This is a genomic window from Citrobacter sp. Cpo030 (assembly GCF_030333005.1).
In the GTDB taxonomy this organism is placed as follows: Bacteria; Pseudomonadota; Gammaproteobacteria; order Enterobacterales; family Enterobacteriaceae; genus Citrobacter; species Citrobacter portucalensis.
This window is the reverse complement of sequence record NZ_JAOWGT010000075.1, coordinates 79,988-97,150: the sequence shown is the minus strand read 5'-3', so window position 1 is coordinate 97,150 and position 17,163 is coordinate 79,988. Positions and strand designations below refer to the sequence as shown.

Here is a 17,163-nt window from a genome sequence, read left to right as displayed (position 1 = left end):
ATGAGTCTTACCGAACTGACCGGTAACCCGCGACACGATCAACTGCTTATGCTGATTAGCGAGCGCGGTTATATGAATATCGACGAGCTGGCCAGCCTGCTGGACGTGTCCACGCAAACCGTGCGTCGTGATATTCGTAAACTCAGTGAGCAGGGATTAATTACGCGTCATCATGGTGGCGCGGGCAGAGCTTCCAGCGTGGTGAATACGGCGTTTGAGCAGCGTGAAGTCTCCTGGACGGAAGAGAAAAAAGCCATCGCGGAAGCGGTGGCTGATTACATTCCCGATGGGTCAACGGTGTTTATTACCATTGGCACCACCGTTGAGCAGGTAGCACGCGCGCTGTTAAACCATAATCATTTGCGCATTATTACCAATAGCCTACGCGTGGCGCACATTCTGTATAACAACCCACGTTTTGAAGTCATGGTGCCGGGGGGGACGTTACGCCCGCATAACAGCGGCATCATTGGCCCTTCTGCCTCGGCATTTGTCGCTGATTTTCGGGCCGACTACCTGGTTACCAGCGTTGGCGCGATCGAAAATGATGGTGCGCTGCTGGAGTTTGATGTCAACGAGGCCAGCGTAGTGAAGACGATGATGGCCCATTCAAGGCATATTCTGTTGGCTGCGGATCATACGAAATATACGGCTTCTGCCGCGGTAGAAATTGGCAATGTGTCTCAGGTGACCGCGCTGTTTACCGATGAGTACCCAGGCCCGGCCCTGCATAATTTACTCCAGTCACAGCAGGTAGAAATTGTGCAGGTGAGTCCTTCACAGGATGATGCTCTGGCAGTGTAATTCTCCCCAATGATGGCTCGATAAGTTCGTAGCCATCACTCTCGCATAGTCAAACTTCTCCTTTCCCGCTACAGTTATTCATCCACGGCGAATAAGGAGAAGGGCATGCTCTATATCTTTGATTTGGGTAATGTGATTGTCGATATCGACTTCAATCGCGTGTTAGGAACTTGGAGCGATCTGAGCCGTGTACCGCTGGCTTCGTTAAAGCAAAGTTTCACCATGGGAGAGGCTTTTCACCAGCACGAGCGAGGTGAAATAACGGATGAAGCCTTTGCCGAGGCGATATGTCATGACATGGCGCTACCGTTAAGCTATGAGCAGTTCTCCCATGGCTGGCAGGCTGTTTTTGTTGCCTTGCGTCCTGAAGTCATCGACGTCATGCAAAAGCTGCGTGAGCAGGGGCATCGGGTGGTCGTCTTGTCGAATACTAACCGTCTGCACACGACGTTCTGGCCGGACGAATACCCCGAAATCCGCCAGGCTGCTGACCATATTTACCTTTCCCAGGATCTGGGCATGCGTAAACCGGAAGCGCGGATTTACCAGCATGTCCTGCAGTCTGAAGGTTTTTCTGCGCATGAGGCGGTATTTTTCGACGACAACGCCGATAATATTGAAGGGGCTAATCGGTTAGGGATTACCAGCATCCAGGTTGTCGATAAAACGACCATTCCGGACTATTTCGCGAAGTTGCTATGCTAAAAAATGTTCAGCAACAAGCCAGGCACCATACGCGTCCTGTTCGGGCCTGGCTGAAGCTACTATGGCAGCGGATTGATGAGGACAACATGACGACGCTGGCAGGGAATCTTGCCTATGTCTCATTGCTCTCATTAGTGCCGCTTATTGCCGTAGTTTTTGCTCTTTTCGCCGCATTTCCGATGTTTTCTGACGTCAGTGTCCAGCTACGTCATTTCATTTTCGCAAACTTTATCCCGGCGACGGGAGATGTCATTCAGCGTTATATTGAACAGTTCGTCGCCAACTCGAACAAAATGACGGCCGTTGGGGCGTGCGGGCTGATTGTGACAGCGTTATTACTGATGTATTCCATTGATAACGCCCTGAATACTATCTGGCGCAGCAAGCGTACTCGGCCTAAAGTTTACTCTTTCGCCGTTTACTGGATGATTTTAACGCTGGGGCCGCTGTTGGCGGGGGCCAGTCTGGCAATCAGCTCTTATCTGTTGTCATTGCGCTGGGCCAGCGATCTCAACACGGTGATTGATAACGTCCTGCGTATTTTCCCGCTGGTGCTTTCCTGGCTCTCGTTCTGGCTGCTTTACAGCATCGTACCGACTACGCGTGTACCCAACCGTGATGCGGTTATTGGCGCCTTTGTGGCCGCTGTGTTGTTCGAAACCGGAAAGAAAGGATTTGCGCTCTATATCACGATGTTCCCGTCTTATCAGCTCATTTACGGTGTCCTGGCGGTGATCCCCATTTTATTCGTCTGGGTATACTGGACCTGGTGTATCGTCTTGCTAGGCGCGGAAATAACTGTCACTCTCGGGGAATACCGCAAACTTAAACAAGCCGCAGAACAAGAAGAAGCAGAGCAACCATGATTGCATTAATTCAGCGCGTAACCCGTGCCAGCGTCACCGTGGAGGGCGAGGTGACGGGTGAAATTGGCCCAGGACTTTTGGTCCTGTTAGGTGTCGAAAGGGATGATGACGAACAGAAAGCGAACCGCCTGTGCGAGCGCGTACTCGGCTATCGAATCTTTAGCGATGCCGAAGGCAAAATGAACCTTAACGTGCAGCAGTCAGGGGGCAGCGTGCTGGTGGTTTCACAGTTCACGCTGGCGGCAGATACCGAACGCGGCATGCGCCCGGGGTTTTCAAAAGGGGCTGCGCCCGATCGTGCAGAGGCGTTGTATGAGTACTTTGTTGAGCGTTGCCGCCAACAGGAAATGAATACGCAAACCGGTCGATTCGCTGCGGATATGCAGGTTTCACTGGTTAATGATGGCCCCGTGACGTTCTGGTTACAAGTATGAACCAGCTACCGGTGTGGCCGCGGACAACAAGAGAGAATACGACTATGTATCACCTTCGAGTACCGCAAACAGAAGAAGAATTGGAGCGTTACTACCAGTTTCGCTGGGAGATGTTGCGTAAACCTTTGCACCAGCCTAAAGGCTCCGAACGGGATGCCTGGGATGCGATGGCGCATCACCAGATGGTGGTGGACGAAGAGGGAAATCTGGTCGCAGTTGGCCGACTGTATATCAATGCGGATAACGAAGCCTCCATACGCTTTATGGCCGTTGACCCTTCCGTGCAGGAGAAAGGGTTGGGCACGCTGATGGCGATGACCCTGGAGTCTGTGGCGCGTCAGGAAGGAGTCAAACGCGTAACCTGTAGCGCCCGTGAAGATGCGGTCGAATTTTTCGCCAAACTGGGATTTGTGAGCCAGGGAGAAATCACCACACCGCAAACCACGCCGGTGCGTCACTTTTTGATGATTAAGCCTATTGCGACGCTGGACGACATTCTCCATCGCGGGGACTGGTGCGGACAGCTACAGCAAGCCTGGTACGAACATATTCCATTGAGTGAGAAAATGGGTGTGCGCATTCAGCAATATACCGGGCAGAAATTTATCACCACGATGCCCGAGACGGGCAATCAGAACCCGCACCATACGCTGTTTGCCGGGAGTCTGTTTTCCCTGGCGACGCTAACGGGCTGGGGACTTATCTGGCTGATGCTGCGTGAGCGTCATCTGGGCGGGACGATAATCCTTGCCGACGCACATATCCGATACAGCAGGCCGATCACCGGGAAACCTACCGCTATCGCCGATCTGGGCTCGCTGAGCGGTGACCTGGACCGTCTGGCAAGAGGTCGCAAGGCGCGCGTTCAGATGCAGGTTGGGGTGTTTGGCGATGACACGCCGGGCGTGGTGTTTGAAGGCACCTACATTGTGCTACCCGCAAAACCGTTTGGCGCATATGAAGAAGGCGGGAACGAGGAAGAGTAGGTCAGAGGATGTAATCATCTACTCAATGAAAGCGTCCGCCGGAAGGTTAAAGCGTTCAGCAAGCGCTTTAATGTGACTTACAGTCAGAGCTCTGCGACCATTTAAGATGTTGCTGACGTTCGATTTTGAACCGAGTTCGTTGGCAAGATCTGCTGCTTTGAGACCGTATTGATCCATGAGCGTTCGCAATACTGAAACGCCAGAGGGAGTTTTCTCCAGGTGTTGGTTGAGTGCTTTGAATTCCGGCGCATGTTTTTCATATTCACTGATTCGGGTACAGAGCAATTCAAATAGTGGGTTTTCAAGATCATCCTGGTCGACCAGAAACTCCACTAGCGCTAGTGCCCTGCGATACTCAGTATCATTTCGGTCTTCCCCCAACAGTGGGATGGCTTTTACTGCATCGCTGAAGGTATCAACGATCTTTTTTGCGCTGGTTGCATCCATCTGACGATGAGTTCTCATTCTTTATTACCCCGATATGAATGGTTTTCGGCTGATAACATGCACGGTGTAGTTCCATTACAAGGTTTTCAACCTGAAAACAAAATATTAATTAAGCATGTCTTCCTGCTTCAGGTTTTATGACGCGCCAGGCCACATCCCGCATAACGCTTCGTGCTGCCTGGCTCACCCCAGCCAACTGGAAAAATCCGTGGATAACGCCGAGATAGCGTTGGCAAGTGCACTCCACGCCCTGCTCCTGGAACCGTTGATACAGGGCCTCGCCTTCATCTCGCAGTGGGTCGAATTCAGCTGTAATGATGTGCGTGGGCGGTAAACCGTTGAAGTCTTCGCGCCAGAGTGGGCTGACTTCGGGATGCAATGGATCGGTTTGCGGCATATACATCTCGTAGCCCGACAGCAGCGTGTCGCGGGTGATAATGTAATCCTGTCCATTATGGTCATAGCTCGCAAACCTGACGGTTGCGTCCAGCATCGGGTAGATCAACATAAGCTGCGCAGGTTGCCACTGCCTGGTAGCTTTCAGGCGTAGTGCGGTGACCAGCGCCAGATGCCCGCCAGCGCTGTCGCCAGCCAGCGTAATGTTGCTACGGTCGACACCCAGTTTCTGGGCATACTTCCAGATAATATTGGCCCCGGTTTCAGCATCGTTATGTGCTGCCGGGAAGATGTGCTCAGGTGCGAGGCGATACTGCACCGCAATGACCCGACAGCCGCTGTACCAGGCAAGTTGCCTTAACTGGTTATCATGTGTGGCAAATCCGCCGCTGACAAAGCAGCCACCGTGGTAATAGATAACGCAGGGGAGATTTCCCGTGCTGCCCCGCGGCGAAACTACGCGAAACATCATGGCATCGAGTTCAATATCTTCAACTTGTACGCGGGTTTCAGTGTCTCCGGCCAGGACCGTGCTGGCGATATAGCCTGCTCTCCGGTCATCAATATTCTGCTCGCGCGAAGAAGGGCGCCCCGCCACGATAAATGCCTCAACCAGCTGTGCAATCCCGCTTTCCAGTGCCATTTTTACATCCCCTTATCTGTATAGATATACAGGTTTATAACCTGGATAACTAAGAATGAAAATGGGAAAAATGGGGGCAGGTATGATTCTGGAAAGCGGCTCGCAGATTAAAAACCGTCATTGGTTTCTGCTGTTTGAATTCGGTATTGTGAGGAAAATGTACTATACGCCATTGACGTATAGTTAAGAGGATTATTTACTTTCATCAAATCAGAAAATCACAAATTCGATTGTTGCTGATTTATCAGAAAGGGATCAAGGATGATCTTACTCCACAAGAAAAAGTGCTGCTGCGTATGTTGAATGAGAGGTGGTAAATGGATAAGGCACTATTTGAGCGATTAACTCAAAGTATGGTTCAGATGAATGAGATCGCTGAAGGAACGCGACAACCTTCCCGTACCTTTCATATTGACGCCATGAAAATAAAGGAAATTCGCCAGTCTTCAGGATTATCACAGACTCGTTTCGCAGATTTGATATCGGTAAGCGTGGATACGTTGCGAAATTGGGAGCAAGGGCGTCGTTCACCGACCGGTCCAGCAAAAGCGTTGTTACGTGCTATTGCCAATGATCCAAAACATGTCATTCAGGCACTAAGATAATCCCCGGCAGTTTGGTTCAATTGCCGGGGGAAGATCTTAAAACTTACTCCCCTTCACCCGGGAACAGGAACGGGTTGATGGAGCTGCGGGCAAAGCCCTCTTGCTCCATGTGCGCGTCCAGCATCAGTGAAGCGAGATCGTCAGCCACGGCTTCAACTTTAGGGTCTTTTTCCTGATAGAGAATCTTCAGGTAAGTCCCGCAGTCGCCGCAGCTTTCAGCTTTAATTGCCGCCTGTTCGTTATCCAGCGACCAGTAGTTCAAATCACGGCTTTGCTCGCAGTTGCTGCACTTCACGCGTACCACGTGCCACTCGGTTTCGCAGAGGTTGCAGTGCAGATAGCGCAGCCCCTGAGTAGTACCGATTTGCACCATGCTGGAGACCGGCATTGAACCACACACCGGGCAGTACTGACGCTGTTCGCCGTATTCCGCACGGGCTTTGCCGGGGATCAGGCTTGCCATCTGCGCCCAGTAGAGCGACAGGGCAGCCCAAATAAACGGTGCTTTATCGCTGCTGACGGAGGCGAAATCAGAGGCAAACAGCGCGCTGGCCATCAGCTCCAGTTCCTGCTCTGAGGCTTTTTCCAGATTTTCGATCACGGCAAGCGCAGGGCCGCTCATTTCTGGTTTCAGCTCAGCAATTAACGATTGCAGCAGTTTTTGCCAGTGCTTGTCGCGTGGTAGGACGTGGATATCCAGCGGCGGTTTGCCCTGATCGTTCGCTTCTTTGATGCGAGCGGTCAGATCTATCTGCAGCGGATGGTCGTACAACACCACTTCCTGCGCGTGGGCGATCAGCGCGGCAAAGCGCAGGTAGTCGCCCAGCGGGTTGTTCTCGGCCAGCTCGCGCAGGCGCTCAGCGCGGCGGTTATACAAATTTTTGAGTCTGGGGAATAATAACGGCGGAATCATATCCGCCGTGCGTTTCTCGCTCTTCTCCAGCTCATCTTGCGGGATTATGCGAATACTCATTCAGATGACTTTTCCTGTTTCTGGCGGACTTCACGGTACCAGCGCGGGTGATGTTTCTTCGCCCATGAACTGGTAACCCATCCTTCCACCATCGCGGTAATGGTGCCTTTCACCCAAAGGGCGGCGTAAATGTGCACCATGATAACCACAATTAACGCTACTGCGGCAAATGAATGCAGCATTAACGCGAATCGGATCACCGGGATTGAGAAAGCAGGCGCAAAATACGGACGCCAGATGACCACTCCGCTCACCAGCAACAGGACCAGGAAGATAATCGCCGCCCAGAATACGCATTTCTGGCCGAAGTTATAACGTCCCGTGTCACCTACTTCCTCGTTGACGACAATCTTACGAATATTCTTCGCCCAAAAGATATCATCCCGATTGATTAGATTGTGGTGCCAGTAACGGAAAAACATGATGATAAACGAGGCAAACATGATCACGCCGACAAACGGGTGCACAATTCGCGCCAGTTGCGGAGTGCCCATGATGTGCATCAGCCAGTTAAAAGACGGGAAGAGAAAGCCCATCCCGCTCACCGCTGCCAGAATGAAGCAGAAGGCGGTTATCCAGTGGTTGATGCGTTCCGGCGCTGTGTAGCGCACGATGGTGTCACGTCGTTTCATTTGCGCACCTCGTCTTTTTCTTCATGCAGGTTGTCTTCTTCCTCTTCCGCGCGGTTCGGGCCTACACCGACGTAGTGGAAGATACTGGCCGCAAATGTCGCTGCAAAGCCGACGGCTGCGAGAGGTTTCCAGATGCCTTTCCAGAATTTCACGGTGGCGCTGATCTCCGGGTTCTCCGGCAGACCGTGATACAGATTCGGTTTGTCCGCATGGTGCAATACGTACATTACGTGCGTACCGCCAACACCCGCCGGATCGTACAGACCCGCGTTTTCGTAACCACGCGTTTTCAGCTCCGCCACGCGTTCGCCTGCCAGGGTTTTCATCGACTCTTTGGTGCCGAAATGAATGGCACCGGTTGGGCAGGTTTTCACGCAGGCCGGTTCTTGCCCGACCACAACACGGTCAACGCACAACGTACATTTGTAGACGCGGTTGTCTTCCGGATTGAGGCGCGGCACGTCGAACGGGCAGCCCGCGATGCAGTAGCCACAGCCGATGCACTGCTCAGACTGGAAGTCGACGATACCGTTGGCATACTGAATGATTGCGCCTTCAGCCGGACACGCCTTCAGGCAGCCCGGATCGGCGCAGTGCATACAGCCATCCTTGCGGATAAGCCATTCCAGTTTGTCGTTTTGTTCCACTTCCGAGAAGCGCATCACCGTCCAGGATTTGGCGGTCAAATCAGCCGGGTTGTCGTACACCCCAACGTTGTTGCCCACTTCATCACGGATGTCGTTCCATTCAGAACACGCCACCTGACACGCTTTACAGCCGATACAGGTGGTGACGTCGATAAGCTTCGCCACTTCTTCCTGATGGTCCCGCGCCTGAGGCGCGGGGGTGAAACCGTTAGTGGCGGAACGACGAATGATGTCTTGCGATTGATAAGCCATAGGTCGTCTCCGTTACACCTTTTCCACGTTCACGAGGAAGGACTTAAATTCCGGCGTCTGCGTGTTCGCATCACCGACGAATGGCGTTAACGTGTTAGCGATAAAGCCTTTTTTCGCCACACCTTCGTAGCCCCAGTGAATCGGAATACCGATAGTGTCGATATCCTTACCGTTAGCCTTCAGCGTGCGAATACGTTTAGTCACCACTGCTTTGGCCTTAATGTAGCCGCGGTTAGAGGAGACTTTGACGGTATCGCCGTGGGAGATACCGAGCTTATTCGCCAGCTTCTCGCCAATTTCCACAAACTGTTCCGGCTGAGCGATGGCGTTCAGCAGCGCATGCTTGGTCCAGTAGTGGAAGTGCTCGGTCAGACGGTAGGTCGTACCGACGTACGGGAACTTATCTGCTTTACCCAGTGCTTCCGCGTCACCTTTAAAGATGCGCGCGGCAGGGTTAGAGATAACGTTCGGGTGCAGCGGGTTAGTCCCCAGCGGCGTTTCAAACGGCTCGTAGTGTTCCGGGAACGGACCTTCCGCCATCTTATCGATAGCAAACAGGCGTCCCATCCCTTCCGGCTGCATGATGAACGGCCCAACGTTGCTGCCAGGTGCGGCGGCACTGTAATCCGGAATATCCATCCCGCTCCACTTCGCCCCATCCCATTTCAGGATCTGACGTTTTGGATCCCACGGATTCCCCTGCGGGTCAGCGGAGGCGCGGTTATACAGAATGCGTCGGTTGAGCGGCCACGCCCATGCCCAGCCCAGCGTATTGCCAAGACCTGACGGGTCGGCGTTATCGCGACGTGCCATCTGGTTGCCTTCCGGCGTCCAGCTACCGGCAAAAATCCAGCAGCCGCTGGAGGTCGTGCCGTCGTCACGCAGTTGGGCGAATGAGCTTAGCTGTTGGCCTTTCTTGACGATAACCGCACCGGTTGCCGGGTCGGTAATGTCGGCCAGAGCTTTACCGTTACTCTCCATCGCCACTTCTTCCGAAGCCGGTTCGTGCGGGGTGGAGTAGTTCCAGGTCATGCTCAGCACCTGTTCCGGGTTCGCGCCACCTTGCTCGGCATACATCTTGCGCAGACGCAGGAAGATACCGGCGAGGATTTCGCCATCGGTAACGGCAATCCCCGGGGCATCCGCGCCTTTCCAGTGCCACTGCAGCCAGCGACCGGAGTTAACGATAGAACCGTTCTCTTCAGCGAAGCAGGTGGACGGCAGACGGAATACTTCGGTCTGGATTTTCGACGGATCAACATCGTTTGACTCTCCGTGGTTCTGCCAGAAGGTGGAGGTCTCGGTGTTGAGCGGGTCGATAGTGACCAGGAACTTCAGTTTGGACAGTGAAGCCACAACTTTGTTTTTGTTCGGGAATGACGCGACCGGGTTAAAGCCCTGGCAGATATAGCCATTCACTTTGCCCTGATTCATCATCTCGAAGTACTGCAGGACGTCGTACCCTTTATCCCACTTCGGCAGCCAGTCGAAGCCCCAGCTGTTTTCCGCTGTCGCTTTATCGCCAAAGAAGGCTTTCATCATCGAAACGAAGAATTTCGGGTAGTTGCCCCAGTAGTTCACCTGACCTTCCAGCAACGGTTTTGGCGTGTTGGCGGCAAGGTAGGTTTGCAGGTCAGTCTGTTTCTCGCTTGGCAGCGTCATATAGCCTGGCAGGCTTTGTGACAGCAGGCCTAAGTCGGTCAGGCCCTGAATGTTGGAGTGACCGCGCAGGGCGTTAACACCGCCGCCAGCCATCCCCATGTTGCCAAGCAGCAACTGGATCATCGCCATGGTACGGATGTTCTGCGCACCCACGGAGTGTTGCGTCCAGCCCAGGGCGTACAGGAACGACGTGGTTTTATCTTTGGCGCTGGTTTCTGCGATGTACTCACAGACCTTCAGGAAATCGGCCTTTGGCGTACCGCAGATGTTTTCTACAACGTCCGGCGTGTAGCGGGAGACGTGCTGTTTCAGCAGGTTCCACACGCAGCGCGGATGTTGCAGGGTGACATCGCGTTTGGCGAAGCCTTTTTCATCCAGCTCGTAGTTCCAGCTGGTTTTGTCATACTTGCGTTTGTCCGCGTCGTAGCCGGTGAACAGGCCATCTTCGAAACCGTAATCCTCACGCACGATCAGGCTGGCGTTGGTATAGGCCTCAGTATATTCGCGGTTGAATTTTTCGTTGTTCAGCAGGTACAGCAAAACGCCTGACAGGAAAGCAATGTCAGTACCGGAACGAATTGGCGCATAGAAATCAGCCACCGCAGCGGTTCGCGTAAAGCGTGGATCGATAACAATCAGCTTCGCACCGTTGTGAATTTTGGCTTCCATCGCCCAGCGGAATCCGACCGGGTGAGCTTCAGCGGCGTTACCGCCCATCACCACGACGAGGTTGGCGTTTTTAATGTCGACCCAGTGGTTGGTCATCGCACCGCGACCAAATGTTGGAGCAAGACTTGCTACCGTTGGTCCGTGTCAGACGCGTGCCTGGTTGTCGACCGCGAGCATACCGAGCGCGCGGGAGAATTTTTGCGTTAAATAGCCGGTTTCGTTACTGGAAGCGGAAGCACACAGCATTCCGGTGGAAAGCCAGCGGTTAACGGTTACGCCTTCAGCGTTTTGTGCAACGTAGTTAGCGTCGCGGTCTTCTTTCATCAGCTTAGCGATGCGGTCAAATGCCTCATCCCAGCTAATCTGTTGCCACTTATCTGAGCCTGGTGCGCGATATTCCGGGAATTTCAGGCGGCTTTCGGAGTGGATGAAGTCCACAAGTCCTGCCCCTTTCGGGCACAGCGCGCCACGGTTCACCGGGTGATCCGGGTCCCCTTCGATATGGAAGATGGATGCTTTGGCGTTTTTTGCGCCGTCACCGAGGCTGTACATTAACAGTCCACAGCCAACGGAACAGTAAGTGCAGGTGTTACGGGTTTCGCGGGTGCGCAGCAGTTTATATTGCCGTGTTTCCGCGAGCGCTACGCCGGGTGCAAAGCCCAGTGCCGCTGCCGTGGTGCCTGCCATACCGCCAGCGCAGATCTTAAAGAACTGCCTTCTGCTGACCTGCATGGTTCGCTCCTTGTTTCGACATTGTCACGTTCCCTTCGCTTTTCTGTAACGCGAACGCGAGGGAAGTGGTTGTTATTTTTCTTTGCGGACGGGACCGCAAAGGTCCAGAATTGGGTGAATTTCCCTCCGTCCAGGAGGGATTTGTAAAGAATACCACAATGTTGGTATGCGTGTTCCAATATGGTTAAAAGAAAGTGAATAAGATTATTCAAGAAAACATCAAGAATGTGACATCTTCGACAGGATCTCGCCAGTTGACCCTCTGGAAACGCGAGGATTTGCAACATCCTCAGTCTGATGAGGTAGCTGAAGAAGTGCCTGTTGCGCTGGTATACAACGGGATTTCGCACGTGGTGATGATGGCATCACCGAAAGATCTTGAGCACTTCGCGATGGGTTTTTCACTTTCTGAAGGCATTATTGAGTCCCCGCAGGATATCTACGGAATGGACGTAGTGCCTTCCTGCAACGGATTGGAAGTGCAGGTTGAATTGTCCAGCCGTCGCTTTATGGGGCTGAAGGAACGTCGTCGCGCGCTGGCCGGTCGCACCGGTTGCGGCGTTTGTGGCGTAGAGCAGCTCAATGACATTGGCAAGCCGGTCCAGCCGCTGCCGTTTACCCAGACATTCGATCTGGCGAATCTTGATAACGCTTTACGACATCTCAACGATTTTCAACCCGTGGGGCAACTGACAGGCTGCACGCACGCGGCTGCCTGGGTACAACCGTCAGGTCATCTGGCGGGCGGGCATGAAGATGTTGGACGTCATGTTGCGTTGGATAAACTGCTGGGACGACGTGCAATCGAAGGGGAAACCTGGCAACAGGGCGCGGTATTAGTCTCCAGCCGCGCCAGTTATGAGATGGTGCAGAAGTCGGCGATGTGCGGTGTGGAGATCCTGTTTGCTGTTTCTGCGGCGACAACGCTCGCCGTGGAAGTTGCCGAACGTTGTAACCTGACGCTGGTGGGTTTTTGCAAACCGGGCAGGGCGACGATCTATACGCATCCGCAACGTCTGGTCGCGCTGTGACGCCACCAGGCGGCCAGAATACTGCCGGAAAATGCCAGTTCCATGATTACGGCAACTGGCGAGCCAACAATCACATTGTTCAGCAGCCAACACAGGCTGCCACACAAGGTGTATCCCCGTAATTTTCCGCTGCGTTTTTGAAATGACGCAAATGTCATCAGCAGGCTTCCCATCAGCGGCAATATACTCGACAGATTTTGCCAAAGATAAATGCTACACAGCAGCGACCCCAGCATAAATCCCCACATCACCCAGCGGTGAAAGGTGACGATGGCTGTCGCGTAGCGGCATGCGGCAATGATCATTAACCCAGCCGCAGCGTGTTGATCCAAAAGATAGAAATGGATAGCTAACAGAGAAGTGGAGCTGGTGAGCAGCGTTAAAGTGATAGCCCGGCGTTGAAAATGAAAAGCGGAAATATCCAGTAAGAAGCTGATGCCAGCCAGCATCTGAGAAAGAAGAAATGCGTTCATTGTGGTCGCCATCTATTAAAGAGTGACGGGACAATAATCTACGCATCACCGTAAGGCGTTAACCTTTGTTAAGACGCTGGCGAATACGGGACAGGCTAACGGGGGTAATGCCGATATAGCTGGCAAGATCGCGCTGGGTGAGCTGTGACTCCCAGTCCGGGAAGTGTGTTTGTACGTACTGGTAGCGTTGCTCTGGGGTATTGAGCAGCAGCATTTGCTCTTTTTTCTCTTTGTAGATCAATTGCTGGACCAGTAGCTGAGTCTTAATATCCTGATTTTCCGGCGCATCAAGCAAAGCCAAGGGAAATTCAGTGGTTTCTCCTGCGGAGATCATTTGCAGGCTGTAATCGGCAGGTGTGTTAATTAGCCAGTTCAGGTACAGAAAGCAGTATTCCCCGGCAAAGTAGAACTCTTTAACCCTTTCAACGCCGTTGTCTGCGTGATAAACCGCACGAGCCACACCATGATGTAAAAGATGAATTTTACTTTGTGGTTCACCCTGACGAAGTAACCAACTACCCGCCGGTTGCGTTTTTCTACGGCTGCCAGCAAGCCATTGTGATTCCTGATTACGTAACATCTTATCTCTCAAATAATTTGAATAAGACTGGCAAATCCTTCCGCTTTCAGTTGTTCGAGTATCAGCCTATTATTTATCACATCAAGGCACGGTGCCTTACTCAAACAACTAAGTTAAAGGGTTTATATCATGAAAAGCATCAAAACTTTTGTCGCAGTTATCGCTCTGGCTACTTCTTTCGGTTCTTTCGCTGCTCAGACAGTTACCGCAACCGGTTCTACGCTGGAAAGCGCTGAAGCAAAAATCGCCGCTCAGGCTGAACGCGCAGGTGCCAGCGATTACAAAATCACTCAGGCATACACCGGTAACCGCGTGCACATGACCGCCGAACTGCTGAAATAAGATACCTTAGTACTGTCGAAAGAGCGCCCTTGAGGCGCTTTTTTAGTTTATGCCTGCCATTCGCAGCAATGCAGTCACCACTGCGGCAGCGACGATCACCACGATTAGCGGCAGCTTGCGCCAGGCGAGAAATACCGCAAAAGCCACGCCCAGCACGCGGGCCATGCCAGCGAAGTGTTCGCCTTCGTAAAAGGTGGTCGCCAGCGCAACGGAGAACAGTAATACCGTTGCGGCGTCGGAAAGCAGCGCCTGCGAGCGTTCCGAGAACGCTAAACGGCTCCCAAGCTTCGCTCCTCCTAAACGCATTAAATACGTTCCCAGAGATAACATGGCGATACCGACGATAAACAGCGTCATGTTGCCCATTATTTTTTCCTTGTCAGTAAGCCAAACAGTGAGAGCAAAACAGGTAAACCGACCGGCGCAAAGGGGATGGCGGCAAGCGACAACCCGGCACCGCTACAGGCGCGAATCAGCGTGGTGCGGTTTTTAAAGGCCGGGACCACTAAGGCTAATAAAATTGCAGGGAAGACGGCATCCAGACCGATGGTTTCCGGGGCGGGGAGCAGTTTGCCGACGCCCGCGCCGATCAGTGTGCCAACAGGCCAGAAAATCGCGACGCCCAGACCGCACAGCCAGAAGGCGGCTTTACGTTGTTCGGGCGTTTTTTGCGACAGGCCAAAGACTACGCTTTCGTCGTTCATGATATGACAGCCGAGGAAACTCGCAGCCCGGGAGCCCACCAGGTCGCGCACCGTGACGCCAAACGGCACGTGTCGGGCGTTAACCAGTAAACCGGCCGCCGCCGCCGCCAGTGGGTTACCGCCGCTGGCGACGATGCCGATAAACATAAATTCGGACGCACCCGCCAGTACCGTAATCGAAAGCACAAACGGTACCCACAGCGGGAAGCCGTAGGCCATCGCCAGCGAGCCGTATGACATGCCGACTACGCCGACGGCCAGACAGACTAAAAATATTGCTTTTATCGTGTCGCCTTTGAGACTGGAAAAATAATGTTTCATACCGTTTTAGCCATATCGAACGAATTTCCATTATAATGAACGCGACCAGTTAATATTACAAGTCGAACGATTCGTTCGATATAAAGAACATGGAGTCGTGAATGACCCAGCCCATCAGTATGATCGCGAAAAGCCTTGTGCGTGAACGCCAGCGCACCGGTTTGTCATTGGCAGAGATTGCCCGTCGCGCAGGGATTGCAAAATCGACACTCTCGCAATTGGAAGCGGGCAATGGCAATCCTAGCCTGGAAACGCTCTGGTCGCTGTGTGTGGCGTTGGATATTCCCTTTGCTCGCCTGCTGGAGCCGCAGGAACAAAAAACGCAGGTGATTCGTCGCGGAGAAGGGACAAAGGTGGTAGCCGAGCAGGCGCACTATCAGGCCATTTTACTGGCCGCCTGCCCGCCGGGGGCGCGGCGGGATATCTATCTGCTGCTGACGCAACCGGGCGCGGATCGTATTTCACAGCCGCATCCACCGGGATCGGTTGAACACATCATCGTGACGCAGGGTAAGGCGATGGTAGGATTGACTGAAGCGCCGGAGGAGTTAGGCGAGGGGGACTATATTTGTTACCCCGCCGATCGGGCGCATATTTTTAAAGCGCTGGAGCCTGACACCCAGGCGATTCTGGTCTCTGAGCAAAATTGAATTGTCGGATGGCGCTATCGCTTATCCGACCTACAAAAAATAAAACCGTAGGCCCGGTAAGCTTGTGCCACCGGGCATATAACTTACTGCAAATAAAACACTTCTTTTAGCTCTGCGCTAACCGGGCTGTTGTCCGGGTTTGCTGGCATTACGTCACGCATATGCTTCCACCAACGTTGGCAAACGTCGGTGCTGGCAACGGCATTCCAGCGTTCTTCGGACTCAATCTCAACGGTGGCGAACAGCAGATTGCGCGCCTGATCGAGATAAATCGCGTAGTGATGGGCGCCGTGCTCTTTCAGCACCGCTTCCAGCTCTGGCCAGATGGGGTTATGACGACGCTGGTACTCAACGTGCGCGTCGGCATTCACCTGCATCACAAAGGCCTTGCGGATCATAACGCCTCCAGGTACAGCTCGCGGACCTCGTCGCGGCTGGCGGTGCGCGGGTTGCACGGCGCACACGGATCGGCCAACGCTTTATCCAGCCAGCCTTCAATATCCTCTTTCGTCACGCCAAGGGAGCTAAAGCCCGCAGGAATACCGACACGCTTGCTGAGTGCACGAATCGCGTTGATGGCCTCCATACTTGCCGCTTCATCGCTCATGTTACGGATATCGACGCCCATTGCCTGCGCCACGCGGGCAAAGCGCGCCACGGCGTTCGGACGGTTAAAGTTTTCGATTACCGGCAGCAGGATGGCGTTGCAGACGCCGTGTGGCAGATTATGGGTTGCGCCCGGCTGGTGCGCCAGCGCATGCACCAGACCCAGACCAGCGCTGTTAAATGCCATCCCCGCCAGATACTGACCAAACGCCATTTGCTCACGAGCTTCGAGGTTATGACCGTCGTCGACCGCTTTTGGTAGCCACAGGTTGATCAGGCGAATCGCTTCCAGTGCGTTAGCGTCGGTAAGCGGATGAGCACCAACGGAAACATAGGCTTCCACCGCGTGGGTCAGGGCGTCCATACCGGTTGCGGCGGTGACGGAGGCCGGGATTTCCAGCATCACGCTGGCATCATCCACGGCGATATCCGGGATGATATTTGGGTCGATGATCACCTCTTTAACCTTACGGGCAGAGTCGATAATGACTGCGTTGCTGGTCATCTCTGCTGCCGTACCGGCGGTAGTGTTGATGGCGACCAGCGGGACGCCCGCATTTTTCACTTTGCCCACGCCGGAGTAAGCGGTAGAAGGGCCAGGGTTGGCTGTCAGGATTTTTACCGCTTTGGCGGTATCGATCGGGCTGCCGCCACCGAAGGCGATGATGTAGTCACATTCTGCGTTCTGATAGGCCGCAAAACCTTTCTGTACCAGCTCTTCTGTCGGGTTCGGGAATACTTCATCAAACAGGTGGTAAGACATTTGATGTTTATCCAGCGCGGCAAACAGGCTATCCAGCAGGCCCAGTTTTACCAGTTGACCATCGGTGACGATCAGCGCTTTGCCCCATTGTTTATTCGCCACGAGATTCACCATATCGGCAATCGCGCCGGCGCCATGCAGGCTAATTTTTGGCAGTGCCAACATAAAGCTCATCACTATTCTCCTTAATAATAAAATCCTGTAGGCCGGATAAGGTGAAGCCGCATCCGGCGTTGAGTT

Annotated in this window: 21 protein-coding genes and 1 pseudogene; 10 read left to right on the top strand and 12 right to left on the bottom strand. The window is 53.4% G+C overall.

The genetic code is table 11. The features are described 5' to 3' along the window. The 5 genes from OGY37_RS21775 to fabY all read left to right on the top strand — a co-directional run bounded on the left by OGY37_RS21775 (position 1) and on the right by fabY (position 3,795). A complete protein-coding gene (locus OGY37_RS21775) occupies positions 1-804 on the top strand; it encodes a DeoR/GlpR family DNA-binding transcription regulator (protein ID WP_003825295.1) in 804 nt (267 codons plus the stop codon). 105 nt (positions 805-909) lie between these two features. Beyond that, on the top strand, positions 910-1,509 hold the full coding sequence (yihX, locus tag OGY37_RS21770; protein WP_003825293.1) for a glucose-1-phosphatase: 600 nt from the start codon (positions 910-912) through the stop codon (positions 1,507-1,509). Further along, positions 1,503-2,375, top strand: coding sequence for a virulence factor BrkB family protein (locus OGY37_RS21765; protein ID WP_008786998.1), 873 nt, complete (start codon positions 1,503-1,505; stop codon positions 2,373-2,375). Before yihX ends, OGY37_RS21765 begins: the two co-directional genes overlap by 7 nt. Then, positions 2,372-2,809, top strand: a complete 438-nt coding sequence (gene dtd / locus OGY37_RS21760; RefSeq protein ID WP_003825289.1) for a D-aminoacyl-tRNA deacylase — start codon at positions 2,372-2,374, stop codon at positions 2,807-2,809. Before OGY37_RS21765 ends, dtd begins: the two co-directional genes overlap by 4 nt. A 44-nt stretch (positions 2,810-2,853) precedes the next feature. Continuing rightward, positions 2,854-3,795: a fatty acid biosynthesis protein FabY gene (fabY, locus tag OGY37_RS21755; RefSeq protein ID WP_003825286.1), complete on the top strand. Its 942-nt coding sequence runs from the start codon at positions 2,854-2,856 to the stop codon at positions 3,793-3,795. 18 nt (positions 3,796-3,813) lie between these two features. Here fabY and OGY37_RS21750 read toward each other — a convergent pair whose 3' ends face one another. Together OGY37_RS21750 and OGY37_RS21745 are read right to left on the bottom strand one after the other, a co-directional pair. Next, positions 3,814-4,260 carry a helix-turn-helix domain-containing protein gene (locus OGY37_RS21750; RefSeq protein WP_126319638.1) on the bottom strand — a complete coding sequence of 149 codons (447 nt, stop codon included), beginning with the start codon at positions 4,258-4,260 and terminating at the stop codon, positions 3,814-3,816. A 91-nt stretch (positions 4,261-4,351) separates the two neighbouring features. Next, the gene (locus OGY37_RS21745) at positions 4,352-5,281 is read right to left on the bottom strand and encodes an alpha/beta hydrolase (protein ID WP_149281828.1); all 930 of its coding nucleotides are present in this window, start codon (positions 5,279-5,281) and stop codon (positions 4,352-4,354) included. Positions 5,282-5,469: 188 nt separating this feature from the next. Here OGY37_RS21745 and OGY37_RS21740 point away from each other — a divergent pair. Together OGY37_RS21740 and nadS are read left to right on the top strand one after the other, a co-directional pair. Continuing rightward, positions 5,470-5,598, top strand: a pseudogene (locus OGY37_RS21740) (type II toxin-antitoxin system RelE/ParE family toxin); the annotation flags it as partial. After that, positions 5,599-5,886, top strand: coding sequence for a NadS family protein (gene nadS / locus OGY37_RS21735; protein WP_038635893.1), 288 nt, complete (start codon positions 5,599-5,601; stop codon positions 5,884-5,886). 43 nt (positions 5,887-5,929) lie between these two features. Here nadS and fdhE read toward each other — a convergent pair whose 3' ends face one another. The 4 genes from fdhE to fdnG are packed head-to-tail and all read right to left on the bottom strand — an operon-like array spanning position 5,930 to position 11,453. After that, a complete protein-coding gene (fdhE, locus tag OGY37_RS21730; protein ID WP_043018887.1) occupies positions 5,930-6,859 on the bottom strand; it encodes a formate dehydrogenase accessory protein FdhE in 930 nt (309 codons plus the stop codon). Continuing rightward, positions 6,856-7,491: a formate dehydrogenase cytochrome b556 subunit gene (gene fdoI / locus OGY37_RS21725; RefSeq protein WP_003028686.1), complete on the bottom strand. Its 636-nt coding sequence runs from the start codon at positions 7,489-7,491 to the stop codon at positions 6,856-6,858. Before fdoI ends, fdhE begins: the two co-directional genes overlap by 4 nt. Continuing rightward, positions 7,488-8,390, bottom strand: a complete 903-nt coding sequence (fdoH, locus tag OGY37_RS21720) for a formate dehydrogenase O subunit beta (protein WP_003028691.1) — start codon at positions 8,388-8,390, stop codon at positions 7,488-7,490. The genes fdoI and fdoH overlap by 4 nt, the downstream gene beginning before the upstream one ends. Before the next feature lie 12 nt (positions 8,391-8,402). After that, positions 8,403-11,453 (bottom strand): formate dehydrogenase-N subunit alpha, encoded by a 3,051-nt coding sequence (fdnG, locus tag OGY37_RS21715; protein WP_286621862.1) that lies wholly within the window; start codon positions 11,451-11,453, stop codon positions 8,403-8,405. 194 nt (positions 11,454-11,647) lie between these two features. Here fdnG and fdhD point away from each other — a divergent pair, with 194 nt between their 5' ends. Further along, a complete protein-coding gene (gene fdhD, locus OGY37_RS21710) occupies positions 11,648-12,484 on the top strand; it encodes a formate dehydrogenase accessory sulfurtransferase FdhD (protein WP_126319634.1) in 837 nt (278 codons plus the stop codon). On the opposite strand, the gene OGY37_RS21705 is transcribed toward fdhD, so the two are convergent. Next, complete coding sequence (locus OGY37_RS21705; RefSeq protein ID WP_032945569.1) at positions 12,451-12,957, bottom strand: YgjV family protein; 507 nt, start codon at positions 12,955-12,957, stop codon at positions 12,451-12,453. The two genes, fdhD and OGY37_RS21705, sit on opposite strands and share 34 nt — an antisense overlap. Before the next feature lie 58 nt (positions 12,958-13,015). Continuing rightward, complete coding sequence (locus tag OGY37_RS21700; protein WP_003825264.1) at positions 13,016-13,537, bottom strand: Crp/Fnr family transcriptional regulator; 522 nt, start codon at positions 13,535-13,537, stop codon at positions 13,016-13,018. Positions 13,538-13,666: 129 nt separating this feature from the next. Here OGY37_RS21700 and OGY37_RS21695 point away from each other — a divergent pair, with 129 nt between their 5' ends. Continuing rightward, the gene (locus OGY37_RS21695) at positions 13,667-13,879 is read left to right on the top strand and encodes a YdgH/BhsA/McbA family protein (RefSeq protein ID WP_003825262.1); all 213 of its coding nucleotides are present in this window, start codon (positions 13,667-13,669) and stop codon (positions 13,877-13,879) included. 42 nt (positions 13,880-13,921) lie between these two features. Here OGY37_RS21695 and OGY37_RS21690 read toward each other — a convergent pair whose 3' ends face one another. Next, positions 13,922-14,245: an AzlD domain-containing protein gene (locus OGY37_RS21690; protein WP_079939305.1), complete on the bottom strand. Its 324-nt coding sequence runs from the start codon at positions 14,243-14,245 to the stop codon at positions 13,922-13,924. Continuing rightward, on the bottom strand, positions 14,245-14,904 hold the full coding sequence (locus OGY37_RS21685; protein ID WP_003825259.1) for an AzlC family ABC transporter permease: 660 nt from the start codon (positions 14,902-14,904) through the stop codon (positions 14,245-14,247). The genes OGY37_RS21690 and OGY37_RS21685 overlap by 1 nt, the downstream gene beginning before the upstream one ends. A gap of 101 nt (positions 14,905-15,005) precedes the next feature. On the opposite strand from OGY37_RS21685, the gene OGY37_RS21680 reads away from it, so the two are divergent. Then, on the top strand, positions 15,006-15,554 hold the full coding sequence (locus OGY37_RS21680; protein ID WP_003825255.1) for a helix-turn-helix domain-containing protein: 549 nt from the start codon (positions 15,006-15,008) through the stop codon (positions 15,552-15,554). Positions 15,555-15,637: 83 nt separating this feature from the next. On the opposite strand, the gene rhaM is transcribed toward OGY37_RS21680, so the two are convergent. Together rhaM and fucO are read right to left on the bottom strand one after the other, a co-directional pair. Beyond that, positions 15,638-15,952 (bottom strand): L-rhamnose mutarotase, encoded by a 315-nt coding sequence (rhaM, locus tag OGY37_RS21675; protein ID WP_003825253.1) that lies wholly within the window; start codon positions 15,950-15,952, stop codon positions 15,638-15,640. Next, positions 15,949-17,097, bottom strand: a complete 1,149-nt coding sequence (gene fucO, locus OGY37_RS21670; protein WP_126319630.1) for a lactaldehyde reductase — start codon at positions 17,095-17,097, stop codon at positions 15,949-15,951. Before fucO ends, rhaM begins: the two co-directional genes overlap by 4 nt. Positions 17,098-17,163 lie beyond the last annotated feature (66 nt).